Raw genomic sequence first — 20,191 nt, 5'->3', positions numbered from 1 at the left:
ACAAGACACATCCAATTTAAAAAATACCTCATCATTTCAATTTAAACCCACAGAAAGTGCGCTATTTTTGTCCCGATTCATACTTGCTATTCTCTTGCATTCAAAAATCAAAGAAAGCATGATGTTAATGGGAAGAGACAAATCACAGTTTGCTTCCCAAAAACAACTTGAATCTAGAGGTTTATCATCATGGCTGAAATTAAAATTACTCAACTAAACTCTGAAAAAACTGCTGATGAAATTGTTGACTTAAAGGCTAAATCTGCCAAAGATTCACCCGAATTTACAGCTTTCACAACTGTACGTGGTGGAGTTGCTTTTGCAGTTGCTAAATGGTCTTCTTTCTTAGCTTAAAATAGTTTTTTTAAAATAGTTCTGAAATACACAATATTTATTGCTGCTTTCAGAACTATTTTAAAATGGATTTCCACAGTGACATAGTTAATTATATAAACTAACGTCACTGTGATTTATCTCATATCTAGCTAATTCTCATCATCGCTTTATTTACTTAGGACTGTATTAACTGCTTAGGGATAAAAATCAGGAGATAATTTTATGGCAACTCTTAATAGTTCACCAATAGCTTGGTTAAATAGACAATATTTTGATCTTGGCCCTTTAAATGGTGGCAAACCACATCATTATGGGATTGAATTTAGTTATAATAGTTTAATAAATAACAAGACACTTCCCTATACTGTACAAGTAAATATTTCTCCTTTTTTTAGAGAATCTCTGGTAAAAGAAACTGGGATGTTTCAATACCATATTGATCATCCACTACAACTAGCAAAAGAATTACGTACCGAGCGTTGGGAAAAATTTTGTGAGTATTTAGCAAATTATCAAGAATTGCCAAATCTCACTAAACTACGCGTGATGAATTTGTTGAGAAGTTTGTGCTTTCATCGGGTAGTGAAAGAGTATATCCCAGAGATATCTAGTGCAGAAATTGCCAGTGATGTAGAACTGGCTACTCTCGCATGGTGTAGAGCGCTTTCGAGCTTGATTACTCACTTTGACGATCGCACCTTTGATTATATCCAAGAAATTGAAGCGATCGCCACTCATGCGCCATCAGGAAGTAAGGTAAAAATCAATGCTGGTTTACAAATGGTAGTTGAGTATGCCAAAACATTTGGAGATTTAGCCGCAGCTGAGTTTTGGCGTGAAGTAGTTACCAAGGACATTCAAGAATTAAAACCTTCACTCAACGATTTTGAATTTAATTTGTTGATGAGTATGTACTATCGTTCTGTTTCTTTCGTGCCATTTTTACGCAGAGATAAACAGAAGGTAGTTGAAGAAATGGATTTATGCGAATCTCACGCCAGAAGTTTAAATCCTGAAAATGAATTGCAACAAATTGTAGCGCGGGAAAATCTCAGTCTGTGCATGGAAAGCCGTTCTAAAGAGTCTATCTGGCTCAAAGATCTCGATCTTGCAGAAGAACGAGTACGCCTAATAGTTCAACTAGAGCCTTTAGAGCCTAGATATCACTTGGAGTTGGCAGAGGTGTTGAGCAAGCAAGGTAAACTGGAAGAAGCTGCCAAAGTTTATCGTTCAGCTACAAGGTTAGGCCCTCCAGGTACTCCAGTGGCTTGGTTTATGGCTGGTCAATGTCACGAAAAAATTGGTGAATTAGAATTAGCTAGTGATTGTTATCTGGCTTCTCTGCAAATCGAGCCAGAGGCTATCTCAGTTGTCAAACACCTATCTAATATAGCTCCTCGCTTGGGAAATCCCGGACTCGTAAATTGGAGTAATTTACGTTTAGCTGAACTCGAAGAACAGCAACAAAAATTACAGCCTAAAGCTGCACCTAAATTCCAAAGTGAATCCCTATCTGCATTAAAGCGATCAGCAGATAAAGTATTAGTTTAATATAACAATTAAGGTATAGCAATCCTAAATGATTTGTCAATAAATCTACTTTTTATTCCCTATCGAGATGAGTAGTTTATCAATCAAATAGGATTTCTATATCTCATTTTTTGTGTTCCACATCATTAATAATTACTGAAAATGACAAACCCGATTGTAATTACCAACCAAGATATTCTGCATCAACTGAAACTATCTTGTAAGCTGCCAGAAATCATTGAACAAATCACTGCCGATCATATTGTTAAAGCTGCTGCTGTGGAAAATGGGATTAAGGTAGAAACAGAAGAGTTGCAACAAGCAGCAGATAAAATCCGGTTAGCTAATAATCTTGATAGTGCGGCACAAACATGGCAATGGCTGGAAACAAACCATTTATCCCTCGATGATTTTGAACAAATTACACATAGCAGTCTCATTTTTGGCAAGTTAGCAGCACATCTCTTTGAAAATAAAGTTGAAGAATACTTTTTTGCACATCAACTAGACTACGCTGGTGTAATCATGTATGAAGTTATTTTAGAAGATGAGGATTTAGCATTAGAACTTTTTTACGCTATTAAAGAAGGTGAAATTAGCTTTTATGAAGTTGCTCACCAATACATCGAAAATATAGAATTACGTCGCGCTTGCGGATATCGTGGGTTAGTGCGTCGCCGAGATTTATTACCAGAACTATCTGCGGCTATTTTTACTGTTCAGCCACCCCAACTTCTCAAACCAATTTTTACATCAAGAGGAATTCACTTGATTTTGGTGGAGGAAATTATTCAGCCGGAGTTAGATGCTCAATTGCGTCAACAAATTGTGGCATATTTATTTGCGGAATGGCTGAAACAGCAAACTCAACAAGTTACACATCAGCTTCAGTTTGACTCAAATCAACAAATTAACTCTTTATACTCAGTTTAAAATTACTTATTATTAGTCACTATATAATCAAAAATATTAATTTTTGAACAAACTGCTTTAATTGATTATAAATAGTATATGTATGTTATAAAGCATATATATTTTGATGAAAATCTTGTGTTAAATACCATAGAGATATAAATTTGTAAATAATTAAGGGAAAAAACTGAGCTTTGCAAACTAAATATTTAAGCTGTTAAACTTGGGAATTAATTTCACAGATTTTCGGGACATAAATGTTTTAGTTTATGTCCCGAAAACTTTTTATCTAATAAGCGATCGCCTCATCGCCTAGACAACAGATATCACCTAGACTTCATCATTCAATGAGAATTGAAACGAAAAAAATATTTATTTGTTTTTACGGAAATTAATTTTTTGTATATGTATTTATAGCCCGGTGCAATTTAACCTGTACCGCTGATTGTCATTTACCTGATGTCTAATCTGTATTGGGTAAATAACAACAGACATATCAATTTATAGTGCATTTTTACCGTTATGTCGTACCAACAAGCACAACATGACATCCCAAGGGCGCAAGCACCTACAGGTAAGTATTTAACAAAGTTTCAGCGCAAACTGCTGCAAGAAAAGTTGCAAAAAGATTTATCTGATTCCTATCGTCAGCGAATTGAAATTATGTTGTTGGCGGATGAAGGAAAGTCACAAACAGAAATTTGTCAGATTTTGGGCTGTTGTGCTGCTACAGCACGCCATTGGATACACATTGCGCGAATGGGAATGGCGCATCAATGGCAAGATTTCCCAATTGGTCGCCCAAAAGCGGTGAATGAGCAATATTTAGAGCGATTGAAAGAACTTGTCAGTAATAGCCCCCGTGACTATGGCTATTCTTTTCGGCGATGGACAGCCAATTGGCTACAAAAACATTTAGCAAAAGAATTAGGTGTGGAAATTAGCGATCGCCATATTAAACGACTCCTGAAACAAATGGGGTTGTCTACATTACCAAAATCTCAAAATGCTGAAGTAAGCAATACTCAGCCAACGAATGAGTCCAAAATTTTGATTAAAGATTTGCGATCGGCAAGATTAACCGATGATAGCGATTTCTTGTCGATTAAATTTACAAAATTAGGCAGAAATGTAGATACTTATGGCGCATAATCTATCTGTTCAGTTGGTTACTCTAGAACAACTCAACGCAAGTTTGGGCTGTTCCCTCTCGCTAGAAGAATTTCAGTCCTGTCTGCAACAAGCAAAATCCCTTAATCCCAAAGTTGGTAAATTTTGGCAAGGCATAAATGTTGAACCGGGCATTTATATTGTAGTGACAGGCAAAGTCAGGTTACTAGATGAAGCCGATGAATTAATTGCCACGTTAGAAGCAGGAACTTCCTTTGGAGAATTTACCTTATTTCCAGAAGCTAACTTCAAACCATATTCAGCCAGGGCTTCAGTTAATTTACAACTATGCTTTATTCCCAGTGATGTATTACATTCATTAATGGCCAAATATCCCGAAATTCGAGGTCATCTTTGGACTAAAGCCTTATCCCGTTCGCCACAACAGACAGACTCAGATGATTTTCCCCTCACAACATCACATCATCAAATAGACATTGTTGCGCCACCTGTCGAACTTGCAGACAACAAAAAGATTAGCAAAGCTTACTTCCCCAACCCTACCCAGCGAGTCGGACATTTATGGCAAAAAGTCACTCGGCGCTATCCATTTTTTGCTCAACAAAGTGCTTCTGACTGTGGTGCAGCTTGTTTAGTCATGGTGTCTCGCTATTGGGGTAAACGCTTTAGTGTGAATCGCTTGCGAGATATTGCTAATGTAGACCGCAACGGTGCATCTTTGCGCGGTTTAGTGATGGCAGCGGAAAGCCTCGGCTTTAATACTAGACCTGTCAAAGCTAGTTTCAACCAGTTAGCCAAGCAAAAATTACCAGCGATCGCTCATTGGGAAGGCAAGCATTATATAGTTGTTTATGAAATCACCCCAAAAGATGTGATTATTGGCGACCCCGCCATTGGTCAAAAAACCCTCAGCCACAGCGAATTTAAAGGTAACTGGACTGGTTATGCTTTGCTGTTGCAACCAACAGCCGCCCTCAAAGATGCCAAAGAAACCTCTACACCTTTTTGGCAATTCTTGAGATTAATGCAACCCCACTCGTTGGTAATACTGGAGGTGTTAATTGCTTCAGTCTTTATCCAGATATTTGGACTGATTACCCCTTTATTTACCCAGTTAATTTTAGACCGAGTGGTTGTCCAGCGATCGGAACTCACATTAACAGCCGTGGGTTTAGGATTGTTGATGTTTAACTTGTTTCGCGTCGCCATGATAGGGTTACGCCAATATCTGTTAGATCACACAGCTAACAAAATCGACTTAGTTTTAATTGTGGGTTTTATTCGCCACACCTTCCGGCTACCTTTGAGTTTTTTCGAGTCGCGTTATGTGGGAGATATCATCTCGCGCATCCAAGAAAATCGCAAAATTCAAAGATTTCTATCCGGTGAAGCCTTATCTATCCTGTTAGATTTATTCACCGTCTTTATTTATGTAGGATTAATGCTGTGGTACAGCTGGCAAATGGCACTACTAGTATTAGTTATAGTCCCACCTTTTGCCTTATTAGCATTGATAGCTACACCTTTTCTCCAAAGGATTTCACGAGAAATATTTAATGCTGTTGCCAAAGAGAGCAGTTACTTAATTGAAGCCCTAACTGGTGTACGAACAGTCAAAGCTACAGCAGTTGAACAAAATGTGCGCTGGCATTGGGAAGAGTTATTAAATCAAGAAGTCAAAACCAACTTCGCCAGCCAAGTTATTAGTAACCGTCTGCAAATCATTAGTAACACAATTCAAGCTTTGGTAACTACTGCCTTGTTATGGTTTGGGGCGCATTTAGTCATCCAGAATCAGTTAACAATTGGTCAATTAGTAGCATTTAATTTGCTATTAGTCAATATTATTACCCCCTTTCAAAGATTGACAGTTTTGTGGAATCAATTACAAGAAGTAGTAATTGCTGTAGAAAGGATTAATGATGTTTTAGATGCAGAACCGGAAGAAGATTTACAATATCAGCTAAGGCAAAACTTGCCGCAAATTCAAGGTAGTATTCGCTTTGAAAATGTGACTTTTCGCTATCACCCAGACAGTGATGTAAATATTTTAGAAAATCTCAGTTTTGCAATCAAACCAGGACAAATGGTAGCTTTAGTGGGGCGTAGTGGTTCCGGGAAAACAACCATTTCTAAATTAGTTTTAGGGTTGTATCCCCCTACTGATGGCAAAATCTGGATTGATGGTCATGATATTACTAGTATTTCCTTACGTTCTCTACGTTCTTGTGTGGGAGTAGTTGACCAAGATACCTTTTTATTTGGTGGCACAATTCGAGAAAATATTAGTTTGGGTTATCCTGGAGCAACGTTAGCAGAATTGATAGAAGCTGCCAAGTTAGCTGGTGCTGATGAGTTTATTAAAAAGTTACCTTTGGGATATGAAACTCAAATAGGTGAAGGTGGCGGTTTGTTGTCTGGTGGACAGCGACAGCGAATTGCGATCGCTAGGGCTTTATTAAGTAATCCGCAGTTATTGATTTTAGATGAAGCTACTTCTCATTTAGATACTGAATCTGAAAGAATTATTCAACAAAATCTCACCAAAATTCTCAATGGAAGAACAACATTAGTCATAGCCCACCGACTTTCGACTGTGCGGAATGCAGATTTGATTTTAGTTCTAGATAGAGGGCTACTAATTGAAAGTGGAACCCATGAAGAATTAATGAATAAAAAAGGACATTATTTCTATCTTAATCAACAGCAATTCCAGCTTAATAATTAATTATCAATAGTCGTTTGATTGTCTTTACTCTTCATTTTTAGCCCCTACCTTCTGTTTTGATAAAAAATATGACAGATACATTTAATGGTAAACGACCAAATTCATCTTTAAAAGAAAAAGATACATTTGAACAAGCAATTATAAACAACTCTATACCAGCCAAAACTGATGATTGGTCTGATGTTACGCGAGAAACACTGGATAACTTACCCGAAGTGTGGACGAGAGGAATACTATATTTTTTAGTTGTGTTTGTCTCAATCATTTTACCTTGGACAATCTTTTCTCAGATTGATGAAACAGGTACAGCTAGAGGCAGAATTGAAACTCAAGATAAAACCATTAAGCTCGATGCGGCTGTGGCGGGTACGGTAGCTGAAATTCAAGTAAAAGAAGGAGATTCAGTCAAAGCTGGACAAACTTTATTAATATTAGACTCGGAATTGGTGAAATCTGAATTGCAACAAGCCCAGGATAAATTAGAAGGGCAGTTAAATCGATTGACGCAGTTAAATTCAGCGAAAAATCAACTATTTGTCTCTTCGGCAACCCAAGAGCAACAAAATCAATCGCAACAGTTAGAGAAGCAATCACAAATTGAGCAATTTCGCCAAAATCTGCAATTAATTACTAATAATTTTAATTTACATCAAGAAGAAGGAATCGCACAATTAAACCAAGCAAAACAAACTATTATACAACACGAAAAAGCGAAAAAATTAGCAGAAGTTAGCTTGGCGATCGCTCAACGAGAACTAGAGCGTTATCAAAAGGCTTTCCAAGATGGAATTGCGGCTGAAGTTAACGTTGTAGAAAAAGAAGATGCTCTACAAGAAAGAATAAAATTCCATGAACAAACAAAAGCAGATATTCAACAAGCAAAGTTACGTTTAGCAGAACAACAAAGCAGTTATGAACGGAATATTCGCCAAGCTAATGCAGATATTCAACAAGCCCAGTTACGCCTCAAAGAGCAAGAAACAAGTTATCAAACTTTAATTCGTTCTGGTAAACTAGCCATTTTAAGAATTGCTGAACAACAAAAAAATCTCGAAACTGAGATTACATCTTTGCAATCAGATATCGCTCAAACTAAAAGTCAAATAGAATCGCTCAAATTTCAATTGCAACAGCGAGAAATCAAAGCTACTACTAACGGTATTCTATTTCAACTACCAATACAAAAACCAGGAGCCGTTGTCCAATCTGGAACAATGGTGGCGGAGATAGCACCTGCAAATTCACCTTTTATTATTCGCGCCACAATGTCTACTACTGAAAGCGGTTCTTTACATACAGGATTACCAGTCAAGCTAAAGTTTGATGCCTATCCATTTCAAGATTATGGTGTGATATCAGGAGAGTTAATTAAGATTTCTCCGAATACTACAGAAATAGACACCCCTAATGGCAAAGTTGCGGCTTATAACTTAGATATTGCGCTCAAACAAAACTGTTTACCCTCTGCTGATAAATGTATACCCTTGCGCCCAGGTGATACAGCTACCGCCGAAGTCATCATCCGCCAACGGCGAATTATTGATTTTCTACTTGATCCATTTAAGCAGTTACAGCAAGGAGGGGTGAAGTTGTAAGATTACCCTTGTTTCACAAACAAAGCGCGATAAATTGGTTCGCCTTTGTTTTGAGTAAATATTTCTCGTTCTGTGGGGACTGCTAATGGATTGTCTGTTAACCATTCATCTGTACCAACTCGCGCAAAGGCTGAGTTTTCGGCAAAGCGATCGCACATTTCCACAGCAACAAATTTCATATCTGATTGCAGAAATACCACCCCACCCACTGCTAAATATTGGGCTAATTCTGCCACTAATTTTGGTTGCACGACACGGCGTTTAGCATGACGAGTTTTAAACCAGGGATCGGGAAATTGAATCGTCACCCGTTGTAACATGCCTGGAGTTAAGCCAGATAAAAGAGATTGTAAGGAGTTATTCGCATTACCATACAAATAATACAGGTTAGTTAAACCCAAGTCAGAACGCAACTGATTTGCCTCCACTACCAATGGTTCCCGAATTTCCAAACCTAGAAAATTCCAGTTAGGTTCTACCTGCGCCATTTGCAACACAAACCGCCCTTTAGCACAACCAATATCTAAATGCAGTGGTTGGTTTGGTTGTGCATAAATTTTTTCCCACTCAAGGGGATTGACTGGTGTGCGATATTTTTGGGCAAGTGGGTTAACGTGTTGGCGGACTCTAACTGCTGCCAAAGTGGAAACTCCTTGTAGTAACGACAGTAAACAGTGATTTGTAGAGAAAAAATTAGGTATATTATTATATAATAAATTTAATTTGACAGCTAAATAATTAATAAACTATTCAATTTTTAAAATATTAAACATTCTCTATTAATCAAAAAAAGATTAAAAAACATCAAATAATCAGTCAACTTTGAGCTATTTTTACGTTTAAATTAGATTTTATTTTTCTGGTAGCTAACAAAAATATAAAAATGTTCAATTATGCGTGAATAACTCAGATCCTCGACTTTTTTAAGAAGTCGGGGATCTTAGCTTCATATACAAATGTTAAGTAATGATTTCCCAGCAGAGTTGCCAAAGCAAAGGTTATACTTTGTGGAAAAGGCTTTTTTGAACCAGTATTTATAAAATTGTCTGCAAATCAATGGCTCTCAATTTTCGCTTTGCTGTAGTCAGCGACTTACACATTGCACTTCCCCATACAATCTGGGATCATCCCAGTCGGTTTCATTTGGTGGAAGTTAGTATTCCGGCTTTTGAAAGTGTCATCGAACATTTAACACAACTTGATTTAGATTTTCTGTTGCTTCCAGGGGACTTAACTCAACACGGTGAACCAGAGAACCATCTTTGGTTACAAAAACGCTTATCTGAGTTGCCGTTTCCGGTGTATGTTGTTCCGGGTAATCATGATGTTCCGGTCTTAATGGCAGATCAGCAATCCATTGGTTTTGCTGATTTCCCTCATTATTACGGCAAGTTTGGTTATGACAATCCTGAGCAAATTTACTACACTCATCAAGTGTTACCTGGAGTGCGGTTGATTGGTCTTAATTCCAACTTTTTTAATGAAGAAGGTCAGCAATTAGGTCGTTTGGATAATCAACAACTAATTTGGTTAGAAAATGTTCTAGCAACAGCGACTGAAGAATTAGTCTTGGTGATGGTGCATCACAATGTAGTTGAGCATATACCCCAGCAGTCGCGCCATCCAATGGGCAATCGCTATATGCTGCAAAATGCGCCGCAACTGCTAGAATTGCTCCGTCAGTATCAAGTCAAGTTAGTATTTACAGGTCATCTGCACGTTCAAGATATTGCCTGCTCTGATGGTGTTTACGATATCACTACTGGTTCTTTAGTCAGTTATCCTCATCCTTATCGAGTTTTTGAGTTTCGCCAAGATAACTACGGCAGAGAATGGTTGCAAATTTTATCTCATCGTGTAGAATCTGTACCTGATTTTCCTGACTTGCAACATTTATCAAAACAATGGATGGGCGATCGCTCTTTGCCTTTTTTAATGAAATTTCTCACTCACCCACCTTTAAACTTACCACCAGAACAAGCTCAAGAAATTGCTCCTAGTTTGCGTTACTTTTGGGCAAATATCGCTGATGGAGATGCTCTGTTTGACTACCCGCAATTTCCCCAAAAAGTGCGTCATTACATTCAAGCCTACAGTGCGATCGCTCGTTGTGGTACTCCTCACCTCATTGATAACAACAGCACCCTACTGTTGGAAAAGATGAGGGATTAGGGGTGTGAGAGAGCAAGGGTGTAGGGGAAGAATTTCTTACTCAGCACTTATCACTCATGCTGACGACAAATGCCAAACACAGAAGTGTAACCATGTAAAAAAGTATTACCGCCTACAGGGCCGATTTCGCCACCACAGAAAAAACCACCAATCGGTATATTTTGGAAGTAGCGCCTAAATAGTGAGGAATCAAAATTAGGTTTACCATAAAGTCCTTCACCTCGACCGATGCAAGAAAACATTAAAGCGGCGATCGCCGAGGATGAAGAAGCTTCTTGATTGTGATATTTCTCCAGCAGAAATTCCAAATCTTCTGCGGAAGCTTCAGCATCACGTAAATGAAATTGTAGACGTTGACCAGGGCGAACGCGATCGCCAATTGCGATCGCACCTCCGGCGGGATCTACCCCTAAAATACTGCGAATTAAAAAGTCGCCTTGTTGCAAAGACAGCTTAAATTCATCCATCGCTACGCCCACAAATAAAGAATGCTGGGCTAAAGTTCGTTCTTGATCGCTCAAACTATTAATTAAATCTCGCAGCACCACCAATGGCACTTGCTCATCTAGTTCTAAAATAATATTGCGTTCAGCCTTGGTAACTTGCATCGGCTGACCAATGGGGCGACAGCCCTGAGCCACAATCGTTTCTAGTACAATATTGCCAGTCAAAGCCAAGGCGACAGTTCCTTCACGATAGAGGCGATCGTTACAAAATAGAGCCTGTCGTCCACCCATACCACCACTGGCTTGTCCCCCCACAATCACAGAACCAGGATAAGCAAAATCTAAACCTTGCAAAAGTTCGTTGATTCCTGAAGAAAAAGAACTAGACAGCAAAATAAACTGCGGTGTGGCAGATGGTTGTACACCAATTAAATTCACCCAAGCATCTGGCGAACTATCTAAATCAGGTAACTCTTCCGCCAAAATATGAGAAACTTGGAGACTTACCCCAGGCAGATGTGCCAATGTCAAGCTTAACGCCGCTTCTGCTTCTATTTCTTGGGTTTGCCCATCAGTTGTAGTACCAATTACACCACCACCGCTACAACCGATCATGACGGGTACGGAAATTTTTTCTGCCAGCAAAGGTAAAAGCCGGGAATATTCACTAGCAAAAGCAGATGAAATAAATACCAGCCCTAAATCCGCCTGTGCTGTTAACAAAGACGTAGTTTTTTGCACCACCTCCGTAACAGCGGCTTCTAGAGAAGGACGGGTGGATAGGGCATTAGCCCACTGCATTTGATCTGCCATGAAATTTCATCTCTTCCTTTTTCGTAGTGCTTTTAGCCCAAGGTTTTGACGAGGCAAAGCTGTCTCACAGACTGCCTCACCGCACTGCTTCACCTCCTACATAGCTGCCTTCACAGACAGATATTCATCAATTCCCATTACATGCAATAAATATAGTTGATAGATGCACTTTCGCAGTACGGACTCTAGAAAATCTTAAAAGATAGACAAAGATACGATCTGGATATCCCAATTTGCCGTGATTATCAATCATCCAACTGCCACATCCACTAAGTAGATCAACTTATTAGGTAGAATGATGAGTGGTAGTACAGAAAATAGCAATTTTTGAATTTTTCTATACTAGTATTAACAACACACAACAAAACGACAGCTATGAGCGAAACCAAAGCAAAAGTTGACATTCAAGAACAAATTCAAGAAGAAGTAGAACAAGCTCGTGCAGTTTGTGATATTTCAGGTAGCAATTCTGCTGAGTGTGCTGCGGCTTGGGATGCAGTGGAAGAACTACAAGCTGAAGCTTCTCACCAGCGCCAAAGTAAGCCTAAAAATTCTTTAGAACAGTACTGCGATGACAACCCAGATGCTGCTGAGTGCAGAGTTTACGATGAATAGACATTGAGTGGGTAAACTTCTATTCATCCAACAGACAAGCAACCAACATCTGTTTACTGCGACCTTGTACTTTATCTGTTTGGGGTAAGTTTTGTAACTGAGCCTCAATATAAGTTGTCAGTTAGTACAAGCTACAAATGTAAAAGATATGCAAGTTGCTTGTTTTTTTACCTGTAAAGAGATGAATTTCGCCCCAAAGAAATATTCACACGCCAATAATTAAATTAATATTAATTTAGATATTTAGAAATTTGACTATCAGTCCAATATCAGGCTAACCATAACTACAGCCTCTGTCTTATGCCTCATTTTGTTGCTCAACGGAGTAATTTATTTTGCATGACTATTTAAAGTATTTGCAGAAGTATCCGTTATATTAAATATCTGTTCTTCATGCAAACTTTTTATTTATCGTCTGGCAACAACAATGGAAGACGTTTGGTTTCGCCCATATATTTGGGCTGATTATCGACTAGCAGTATTATTTACGTTGATTATTCCCCTGATTCTGCTAATTTGGGCATTTGTACAAAAGGCCGAAGGTATACAACGCCTGTTAATGATTTACTGGCGAGTTGCTAGTCTTTTGGCAATTACAATTTACTTGATGATAGCTGAGTATCCAGTCAGCTTTATTTCCGGGTTGATAGCACGGATTTTGATCCCCATTTCTCTGTGGTTTTGGGTGGATCTCAATGATGAAATTGAGTATCAACCAAGTGGCCCGTTGAAGCTGATTTTTACCTCTTGGCGTTGGGCTGTGACAGTTTATAGCCTGCTGGGTGCGATCGCTTTTCTCCCGTTTATCGGTTGTGCTTTTTCCGAAACAGCCATAAAAACGCCCTATTGTCGAGTCTGGTTTGAAGCCCCCTTACTCTTTAAAGACTATTTCCATCACAACAGCAAGCCTGGATTTCTCGGTTTTCTGGGCATCATCTTTTTAGTCATTTATGTGCTTTACTTAAGCTACTTTGTTCTCATTAAGCTGGGTAAACAAGGACGTTCAGCTACACCTCAGTAATTAAATTAAAGCCAAAGTTCCAATTTGATGAATAATTCCATTGGCAAGCGCCTAGAACAGTACACCACCAAACGCCCCCAAGAAGTTTTATTGATCACGGTGGAAATAGCCGATGAACAAGACAAAATTGCGGTTTTTAAAGGTTTTTCAAGTTCTTTGATGCGCCCCACAGCGTTTGATCCTGATGTCCCAGTGCTATTAGATGCAGCCACAATTCTAAGTATTGATCGCATCGCTAGTCCCTATAATCCTGAAGCACCCCGCTACATCGACAAAGGCATCTCTTGGGAAGCAATGCAAGCTTTATTAGTAGAAGTGGGAGTATAGAAGCAGGGGGGCAGAGGTGCAGGGGTGCAGGGGAGAGAAATAATAAATGACTCGTTCTGGATATACTTTACCTGTCTTTGCTTGTGCTGGGGCGATGGCGGCGTTACATTGGTTACGCCAAGGTCAGCCTTTGCCAAATGTGGCGGTTGATTTAATTACACCGCCGCAAATCGCTGAAATACCAATTGAACAAGTAGCTGGGCTATCAGAAAATATAGCGCTGGCAATTACACGGAGTGACCCTGGTGATAATCTTGACCTCACGCGCGATACACCAATTTGGGCAATGGTGGAATGGGGTGGAGAAACGGAGTCAGCAGTCACAATTAAAGGTGGGGAAGGAATTGGCAAAATTCTCAATGCAGATGAACAGTCGGCGATTTATAGTTATGCCCAAAGGTTATTGCAAGAGAACTTGCAGCGGATGCTCACACCGAGCGAGAAAATTACAGTCACAATTATTTTACCGTTCGGGCGATCGCTCGCTGTGCGGACTTCTAATGCTGCCTTTGGTGTAGTGGAAGGACTTTCGCTGTTAGGGACAACCGGGATTTCTCAACCTTTAAGTTCACCAGATCAGTTAGCGGCTTTTCGGACAGAATTACAACAAAAAGCCAGCCTTTTTAATAGTTTGGTATTTTGTATTGGTGAGAACGGCTTAGATTTAGCGCAAAAACTTGGGATTAATCCCGAACAATTGGTGAAAACGGCTAACTGGTTAGGGCCAATGTTAGTTGAAGCGGATGCTTTGGGCGTTAAAGAAATCTTATTGTTTGGTTATCACGGCAAGTTGCTAAAACTCGCGGGAGGGATTTTTCACACCCATCATCATTTAGCTGATGGACGGCGGGAAATTTTAGCAGCCCACTGTGCTTTGGCGGGGATACAGTCATCAGATATACAAGTAGTATTTAATAGTGCCACGGCGGAAGCAGCACTGAAATATTTAAGAGAATTAGATGTTTCTAGTGGTAGTGATTGGGTGAATTTAGTTTATGGTGCGATCGCCCAAGCCATAGATACGCGTTCTCAAGAATACATGGAAAGCCATAATAACCGAGGTACAGCCGTAGCAACTTGTGGCTCAATTCTCTTTGACCGCGATCGCAAAATTATTGTAAAGAGTAAAACTGCTTGTTTCTTAACCGGAAAATTATGTTAACTTATTATGAATAATCATTAATAATCTACATAAATAGCTTTTTCAGTAACCACTCTAGGGTAAGTTATTCCTTCTAATACTATGTCAGACTGATTAGCCAAGCAAACGTTTTCTAACCTGCGTTTGTAGGGGACTCCTTTACCATTTACCAGCCGCAGAAAGCAAATAGAGCAAAGTGCTGAGTATATAACCAGTTACTAGCTTTGTGCAATCAAGATTGTTCTCATCTATTTGACCAAGGCTATAGATGGTATTTTTGTCAGATTACTGTGCAACTATCTACTACTTCATTCAAACTCCCCCATCATGAATACAGCGGTGACTCTACTAACCGAACAAGCGCCTCAACCAGTAGAAGAGTTGAGGCGGCTTGATCGTCAAATGATTGTTATTCTCGATTTTGGCTCTCAGTATTCCGAACTAATTGCCCGACGCATCCGCGAAACTCAAGTATATTCTGAAGTTCTCTCTTATCGCACTACAGCGGAACAATTACAGCAACTCAACCCCAAAGGTATCATTCTCTCTGGTGGGCCGAGTTCAGTTTATAACGAAAAAGCTCCCCATTGTGACCCAGCAATTTGGCATCTAGGCATTCCCATTCTGGGCGTATGTTATGGGATGCAATTAATGGTCAACCAACTTGGTGGGGAAGTTGCCAAAGCTGATCGCGGTGAATACGGCAAAGCCTCATTATATATAGATGATCCCACCGATCTATTAACCAATGTGGAAGATGGCACAACCATGTGGATGAGTCACGGCGACTCCGTGGTCAAAATGCCACCGGGTTTTGAAGTCTTGGCACATACAGAAAATACCCCTTGTGCAGCCGTCGCCGACCACGAAAAGAAACTGTATGGTGTGCAGTTCCACCCCGAAGTTGTACATTCCATTGGTGGTTTAGCTCTAATTCGCAACTTTGTTTATCATATCTGCGAATGCGAACCTACCTGGACAACCGCCGCCTTTGTCGAAGAAGCAATCCGGGAAATTCGCGGTAAAGTTGGCGATAAACGCGTACTTTTGGCATTATCTGGGGGAGTTGATTCTTCTACCCTAGCCTTTTTATTGCATAAAGCGATCGGTGATCAGCTGACTTGTGTATTTATTGACCAAGGCTTCATGCGGAAATATGAGCCAGAACGGTTAGTGAAATTATTCCAAGAACAGTTTCATATCCCTGTAGAATATGTCAATGCCCGCGATCGCTTCTTAGATACCATCGCTGGTGTCACCGACCCCGAAGAAAAACGCCGCCGCATCGGTCACGAATTCATTAGCACATTTGAAGAAGCATCCAAGCACTTCGGCCCCTTTGATTATTTAGCCCAAGGCACACTTTATCCAGATGTCATCGAATCTGCCGATACCAACGTTGACCCCCAAACAGGTGAACGGGTAGCAGTCAAAATTAAAAGCCATCACAACGTCGGCGGTTTACCCAAAGATTTGCGATTTAAATTAGTTGAACCCCTGCGGAAACTCTTTAAAGATGAAGTCCGCAAAGTTGGTCGTTCTATTGGTTTACCAGAAGAAATCGTCCAACGCCAACCCTTCCCCGGCCCTGGTTTAGCAATTCGCATCATCGGTGAAGTCACCGCCGAAAGGTTGAATATTCTCCGCGATGCCGATTTAATTGTCCGCCAAGAAATCAATCAACGCGGACTATACAACGAAGTTTGGCAAGCCTTTGCTGTATTATTGCCAATTCGCAGCGTCGGCGTGATGGGTGACAAACGTACCTATGCTCATCCTGTAGTTTTGCGGATTATTACCAGTGAAGACGGTATGACCGCAGATTGGGCGCGTCTTCCTTATGAAATTTTGGAAGTAATTTCTAACCGAATTGTCAATGAAGTTAAAGGTGTGAATCGCGTAGTTTACGACATCACATCTAAGCCACCTGGAACCATCGAATGGGAGTAATTAGGTGGACGTGTTGATGAGTACAATTAATTTTAAATGAAAAATTGAGGTGGGAAATACCCACCTCAATTTTTCAAAATTATCGATAATTTAGAATATTCAAACCTCTATGACGATTCAGCGTGCCATTACTTAAAAGACAATTTCACGATACTCATATTGTTGTCTCAAGTGAAAGAAATTCCTGAATAATTGGTACTAATAATGCTTCAAACCGAAGAAAATCATTCCGTTCTTGCCGTTCTTGACATACCCATTCGCAGAACTGCGGCTTGAGAAAATTGCTAATAGTTTGTTCTTCACCATATTCTGTAGTTTTTATTCGTTTTGGATAAAATTCCTCTTTAAACAACTCAATTGGTAATAGATTTTCAATACCTTTTGTTACTTTGGTATTTTGAGTGTTCTGAGGTATACGACGAATTGAGAGAGAGCCAACATCTTCCGGCTCTTTCTTTGTATCACAGTCATAAAGAAACAATACTCGTCGAGGGAATCGGGTTTGATTATTTTCTAGAAATTTTCGTGCAGCATCTAAGTTAGTATGCCCACCACCTTTTACGCCTTCTTTTCCTGATTTTCCCACTTCATCAATTTCTAATTGCTCTAAAAGTTCTGTGTATCCTAACAATTCAAGGGCAGTTTGGATGTAGAGAACATCCGTTTGTCCTTCAGTCAATATTAGAGGCTTAGATGTCTTTAACACTTGTTGCTCAAGTGCATCCTCAAAGCTCCGGGTCTGGCAGTAATACTCAAATGATTTTAAAAACTCCTCAAACCTTTCAGTGCTAATTTTTCTACCTGTAGGCATTTCTAAAATCTGTATCCCATCAGTGCCAAACTCACGCTCCATACCGAGTAGAAAGAGTGGTGCGTGCGAGGTGATAATAAACTGTACCTTTGGAAAAAGCTTAACTAGCTTAGGAAGTACTTCGTACTGTAAATCTGTGTGTAGGTGAGCATCAATTTCATCAATTAGAACAATCCCATTAATTTCATGCAGATGAATACTTTTTTGAATATCTCCTCGATCTGCATAACGAATAATCGTGGCAAAGAGATTGAAGAGCAAAGCTTGCCCTGCTGAAAGGTGCATTAGAGATGGAACTAAAACGCCATTTCCAAGACGAATAGCCACCCGTCCATGTAGTGCATTCCGATAGTTGAGTACCATTTCAGCACTTTCATCTTCAAGAACTGAACGAAGTAGTAATTCAACGTTCTTTCTTCCAAATTTGAGCAACCACTTGTCTGAAAGGTTTGAGAGTGCTTGCCATTGCAATTGGGTATTACCTTCAGGAGTAATCTTTTCTGCAACAAAATGTCCATCTACAAGCGAGTCAAGTAGAACATCCATCAACCACTGACGATTATCCTCAGCAGCCCGTTCAATGATCAATGGTTTACCAAGTACCCCTGACATCCGCTGATTTTTGCCAAATAGAGGTTGATCGTCTATTGCTCTAAGATTTAACCAGTGAGGACGCTCGTGACGTGACGATGGAAAAAAGCAGACTGCTCCGCTCTGAAAAAAAGTTTCTATTTTCTTCTCGTCTCCTGTAACGACCTTATGAAACTGTTCATTCTCTGGCCATGATTGTACTGACTGAAAACGACCTTGCAACTTTGTGACGTAAATTTGTGGATCTATTTGACCAACTTTTTCTACATAACAGAACTGACTATTTGCATCAGAAAATTCTAGAAGACTGAGACTGCTTCCAGATAGGGATCGAGTATCTCCACCACTTGTTACCTTAAAAAACGGACTATGCCCAATTTGCTGCCCTACAACTACGTCCCTAAACGTTTTCTTTGCTAACTCTGCTAGTGCATCCAGAATATAGGCTAGGAAAATTGTCTTCCCTGTTCCATTCTTACCCACCAAAATTATAGGTTTTGGATTTCCTATAGTGTTCAAACTTAACGACACATCAAGCGAATTAATCGGGCCAACATTCTCAATAAAGCATTCACGGAGATACATTGTATGCACTTAATAACTTTAAGTAATTTTGTATCTGCAACTAAATACTTTTGTACTACTACTTAAGGAAATTTTCCGATTTCTGGCAAACGTTGGCGATTTTTCTACTACTTTCAACAGCTAATATACTGTGAACTTTCGGTGATGTTGGGTTAAAAAAGAAACATGAAAATCATCAAACCTATCACCAATTGGTTAGAAAATCGCGCAAGTACGCCGACATACGGCGGTTGGGTGCTTGCGGGAATTGCTATTTGTTTTTTTGGCGCGGCTGTGAATACGATGGCGGGTTGGCTGTATGCTATTAGCGGTGTGAGTGTGGCGCTGTTAGCAGTAGCGGCAGTTTTACCACCGCGATCACTTGTTGGTTTAACTATCACTCGCAGTTCGATTCAACCTGTCTCCGCCGGGGATGACCTGACTGTAGAATTAGAAATCCACAACCCTACAGCACAATCTGTCAGTTTGCTACAAGTCGAGGATATTTTGCCCTTTGTTTTGGGTAAGCCAATCAAACAAGCGATTGAAATTATTTCTAGTAAAAATAGTTACCGTTGGGTTTACTACCACCCTACTCAGCGTCGAGGTATTTATCGCTGGCACAATGTCGAATTAGGCACTGGCGCACCTTTAGGTTTATTTTGGTGTCGTCGTCAGCGAGATTGTGAGGCGATCGCCATTGTTTACCCGACTGTATTACCTTTAACCACTTGCCCGTTAGTAGATGAAATGGGGCAAGAAGAAAGCAAAAAAGGCGATTCGATCAATCGACCTTTGCAGACTGCAACATCGGGATTAGTGCGATCGCTCCGTCCCTACCGCATCGGCGACCCCACCAGACTGATTCATTGGCGAACTAGCGCCCGTTATGGGGAATTAAGAGTCCGAGAGTTAGAAGTTGTTACAGGTGGACAAGAGATAGTTATTGCCTTAGATAGTGCTGGTAAATGGCAAGAAGATGATTTTGAACAAGCAGTAATTGCCGCAGCGAGTTTGTACTTTTACACACAACGTATGGGGATGCCTGTTAAACTCTGGACAGCATCGACAAGTTTAGTTAAAGGCAATACCACTGTTTTAGAAACCTTAGCAGCTACCACATTTTCAGAAGATGCTAACACCACAGAAGTGCCAAACTATCCTTTAATTTGGTTAACTCAAAATTCTCTGACACTATCTTCTTTACCCCAAGGTAGTCGCTGGATTTTGTGGCAAAATAATAATTCCTCAGATCAAACATCAGTGCTAGTTAATCGTGATTGCCCTGGTGTTGTGGTGCAGAGCGAACAGGCATTGCAAACTCAGCTACAAAAACCTATACAAGCATTGTAAATGAGTATTCTATGTATTCAATATTTTAATGAATACTGATATATTCAGGTTTTTGTCAGACATCATCATTGAATCTGTTCAGGTTGGGGAGATATCCCCAGTAACAGCACCTTGAGGCTGAGGTACAATGCAAAGAAATATTTAAATTATGAGCG

At 39.8% G+C, this 20,191-nt stretch carries 16 protein-coding genes; 13 read left to right on the top strand and 3 right to left on the bottom strand.

Annotated elements, in window-relative coordinates; all coding sequences use genetic code 11:
• Positions 1 to 189: 189 nt before the first annotated feature.
• The 6 genes from NCWK1_RS29760 (at position 190) to NCWK1_RS25455 (ending at position 8,232) form a co-directional block, all read left to right on the top strand.
• On the top strand, positions 190 to 354 hold the full coding sequence (locus NCWK1_RS29760; protein WP_187308247.1) for a hypothetical protein: 165 nt from the start codon (positions 190 to 192) through the stop codon (positions 352 to 354).
• A 204-nt stretch (positions 355 to 558) separates the two neighbouring features.
• Positions 559 to 1,887: a tetratricopeptide repeat protein gene (locus NCWK1_RS25475; RefSeq protein WP_103126628.1), complete on the top strand. Its 1,329-nt coding sequence runs from the start codon at positions 559 to 561 to the stop codon at positions 1,885 to 1,887.
• Between the two features lie 141 nt (positions 1,888 to 2,028).
• The gene (locus NCWK1_RS25470; protein ID WP_096577844.1) at positions 2,029 to 2,799 is read left to right on the top strand and encodes a peptidylprolyl isomerase; all 771 of its coding nucleotides are present in this window, start codon (positions 2,029 to 2,031) and stop codon (positions 2,797 to 2,799) included.
• Between the two features lie 501 nt (positions 2,800 to 3,300).
• The gene (locus NCWK1_RS25465) at positions 3,301 to 3,930 is read left to right on the top strand and encodes a helix-turn-helix domain-containing protein (protein ID WP_096577842.1); all 630 of its coding nucleotides are present in this window, start codon (positions 3,301 to 3,303) and stop codon (positions 3,928 to 3,930) included.
• Positions 3,920 to 6,637, top strand: coding sequence for a peptidase domain-containing ABC transporter (locus tag NCWK1_RS25460; RefSeq protein WP_187308246.1), 2,718 nt, complete (start codon positions 3,920 to 3,922; stop codon positions 6,635 to 6,637). The genes NCWK1_RS25465 and NCWK1_RS25460 overlap by 11 nt, the downstream gene beginning before the upstream one ends.
• Before the next feature lie 68 nt (positions 6,638 to 6,705).
• Positions 6,706 to 8,232, top strand: coding sequence for a beta-barrel domain-containing protein (locus NCWK1_RS25455; RefSeq protein WP_103126627.1), 1,527 nt, complete (start codon positions 6,706 to 6,708; stop codon positions 8,230 to 8,232).
• 2 nt (positions 8,233 to 8,234) lie between these two features.
• On the opposite strand, the gene trmB is transcribed toward NCWK1_RS25455, so the two are convergent.
• Entirely contained in the window at positions 8,235 to 8,873 is a 639-nt protein-coding gene (trmB, locus tag NCWK1_RS25450) for a tRNA (guanosine(46)-N7)-methyltransferase TrmB (protein WP_103126626.1), read from the bottom strand.
• A 415-nt stretch (positions 8,874 to 9,288) separates the two neighbouring features.
• Here trmB and NCWK1_RS25445 point away from each other — a divergent pair, with 415 nt between their 5' ends.
• Positions 9,289 to 10,404, top strand: coding sequence for a metallophosphoesterase family protein (locus NCWK1_RS25445; protein WP_096577836.1), 1,116 nt, complete (start codon positions 9,289 to 9,291; stop codon positions 10,402 to 10,404).
• Between the two features lie 50 nt (positions 10,405 to 10,454).
• Here NCWK1_RS25445 and NCWK1_RS25440 read toward each other — a convergent pair whose 3' ends face one another.
• On the bottom strand, positions 10,455 to 11,663 hold the full coding sequence (locus NCWK1_RS25440; protein ID WP_096577834.1) for an FIST signal transduction protein: 1,209 nt from the start codon (positions 11,661 to 11,663) through the stop codon (positions 10,455 to 10,457).
• Positions 11,664 to 12,038: 375 nt separating this feature from the next.
• On the opposite strand from NCWK1_RS25440, the gene NCWK1_RS25435 reads away from it, so the two are divergent.
• From NCWK1_RS25435 to guaA, 5 genes are all read left to right on the top strand, one after another.
• Complete coding sequence (locus tag NCWK1_RS25435; protein ID WP_015115885.1) at positions 12,039 to 12,278, top strand: Calvin cycle protein CP12; 240 nt, start codon at positions 12,039 to 12,041, stop codon at positions 12,276 to 12,278.
• A 427-nt stretch (positions 12,279 to 12,705) separates the two neighbouring features.
• Complete coding sequence (locus tag NCWK1_RS25430) at positions 12,706 to 13,299, top strand: DUF3177 family protein (RefSeq protein WP_096577832.1); 594 nt, start codon at positions 12,706 to 12,708, stop codon at positions 13,297 to 13,299.
• Between the two features lie 27 nt (positions 13,300 to 13,326).
• Positions 13,327 to 13,626 (top strand): DUF7734 family protein, encoded by a 300-nt coding sequence (locus NCWK1_RS25425; protein ID WP_096577830.1) that lies wholly within the window; start codon positions 13,327 to 13,329, stop codon positions 13,624 to 13,626.
• Between the two features lie 46 nt (positions 13,627 to 13,672).
• Positions 13,673 to 14,788: a cobalt-precorrin-5B (C(1))-methyltransferase CbiD gene (cbiD, locus tag NCWK1_RS25420; protein ID WP_103126625.1), complete on the top strand. Its 1,116-nt coding sequence runs from the start codon at positions 13,673 to 13,675 to the stop codon at positions 14,786 to 14,788.
• A gap of 306 nt (positions 14,789 to 15,094) precedes the next feature.
• The gene (gene guaA, locus NCWK1_RS25415) at positions 15,095 to 16,717 is read left to right on the top strand and encodes a glutamine-hydrolyzing GMP synthase (RefSeq protein WP_103126624.1); all 1,623 of its coding nucleotides are present in this window, start codon (positions 15,095 to 15,097) and stop codon (positions 16,715 to 16,717) included.
• A gap of 154 nt (positions 16,718 to 16,871) precedes the next feature.
• Here guaA and NCWK1_RS25410 read toward each other — a convergent pair whose 3' ends face one another.
• Entirely contained in the window at positions 16,872 to 18,704 is a 1,833-nt protein-coding gene (locus tag NCWK1_RS25410) for an AAA family ATPase (RefSeq protein WP_103126623.1), read from the bottom strand.
• Positions 18,705 to 18,869: 165 nt separating this feature from the next.
• Here NCWK1_RS25410 and NCWK1_RS25405 point away from each other — a divergent pair, with 165 nt between their 5' ends.
• Complete coding sequence (locus NCWK1_RS25405) at positions 18,870 to 20,036, top strand: DUF58 domain-containing protein (RefSeq protein ID WP_103126622.1); 1,167 nt, start codon at positions 18,870 to 18,872, stop codon at positions 20,034 to 20,036.
• Positions 20,037 to 20,191: the final 155 nt, after the last annotated feature.

Origin of the sequence: Nostoc cycadae WK-1 (assembly GCF_002897135.1) — a bacterium.
Lineage (GTDB): Bacteria > Cyanobacteriota > Cyanobacteriia > Cyanobacteriales > Nostocaceae > Nostoc_B.
This window is presented reverse-complemented; position numbering and strand designations above follow the sequence as displayed.

Coding starts and splice junctions, on each gene's coding strand:
- NCWK1_RS29760 (WP_187308247.1), top strand. CDS start 190: ATGGCTGAAATTAAAATTACTCAACTAAACTCTGAAAAAACTGCTGAT.
- NCWK1_RS25475 (WP_103126628.1), top strand. CDS start 559: ATGGCAACTCTTAATAGTTCACCAATAGCTTGGTTAAATAGACAATAT.
- NCWK1_RS25470 (WP_096577844.1), top strand. CDS start 2,029: ATGACAAACCCGATTGTAATTACCAACCAAGATATTCTGCATCAACTG.
- NCWK1_RS25465 (WP_096577842.1), top strand. CDS start 3,301: ATGTCGTACCAACAAGCACAACATGACATCCCAAGGGCGCAAGCACCT.
- NCWK1_RS25460 (WP_187308246.1), top strand. CDS start 3,920: ATGGCGCATAATCTATCTGTTCAGTTGGTTACTCTAGAACAACTCAAC.
- NCWK1_RS25455 (WP_103126627.1), top strand. CDS start 6,706: ATGACAGATACATTTAATGGTAAACGACCAAATTCATCTTTAAAAGAA.
- NCWK1_RS25445 (WP_096577836.1), top strand. CDS start 9,289: ATGGCTCTCAATTTTCGCTTTGCTGTAGTCAGCGACTTACACATTGCA.
- NCWK1_RS25440 (WP_096577834.1), bottom strand. CDS start 11,663: ATGGCAGATCAAATGCAGTGGGCTAATGCCCTATCCACCCGTCCTTCT.
- NCWK1_RS25435 (WP_015115885.1), top strand. CDS start 12,039: ATGAGCGAAACCAAAGCAAAAGTTGACATTCAAGAACAAATTCAAGAA.
- NCWK1_RS25430 (WP_096577832.1), top strand. CDS start 12,706: ATGGAAGACGTTTGGTTTCGCCCATATATTTGGGCTGATTATCGACTA.
- NCWK1_RS25425 (WP_096577830.1), top strand. CDS start 13,327: ATGAATAATTCCATTGGCAAGCGCCTAGAACAGTACACCACCAAACGC.
- cbiD (WP_103126625.1), top strand. CDS start 13,673: ATGACTCGTTCTGGATATACTTTACCTGTCTTTGCTTGTGCTGGGGCG.
- guaA (WP_103126624.1), top strand. CDS start 15,095: ATGAATACAGCGGTGACTCTACTAACCGAACAAGCGCCTCAACCAGTA.
- NCWK1_RS25410 (WP_103126623.1), bottom strand. CDS start 18,704: ATGTATCTCCGTGAATGCTTTATTGAGAATGTTGGCCCGATTAATTCG.
- NCWK1_RS25405 (WP_103126622.1), top strand. CDS start 18,870: ATGAAAATCATCAAACCTATCACCAATTGGTTAGAAAATCGCGCAAGT.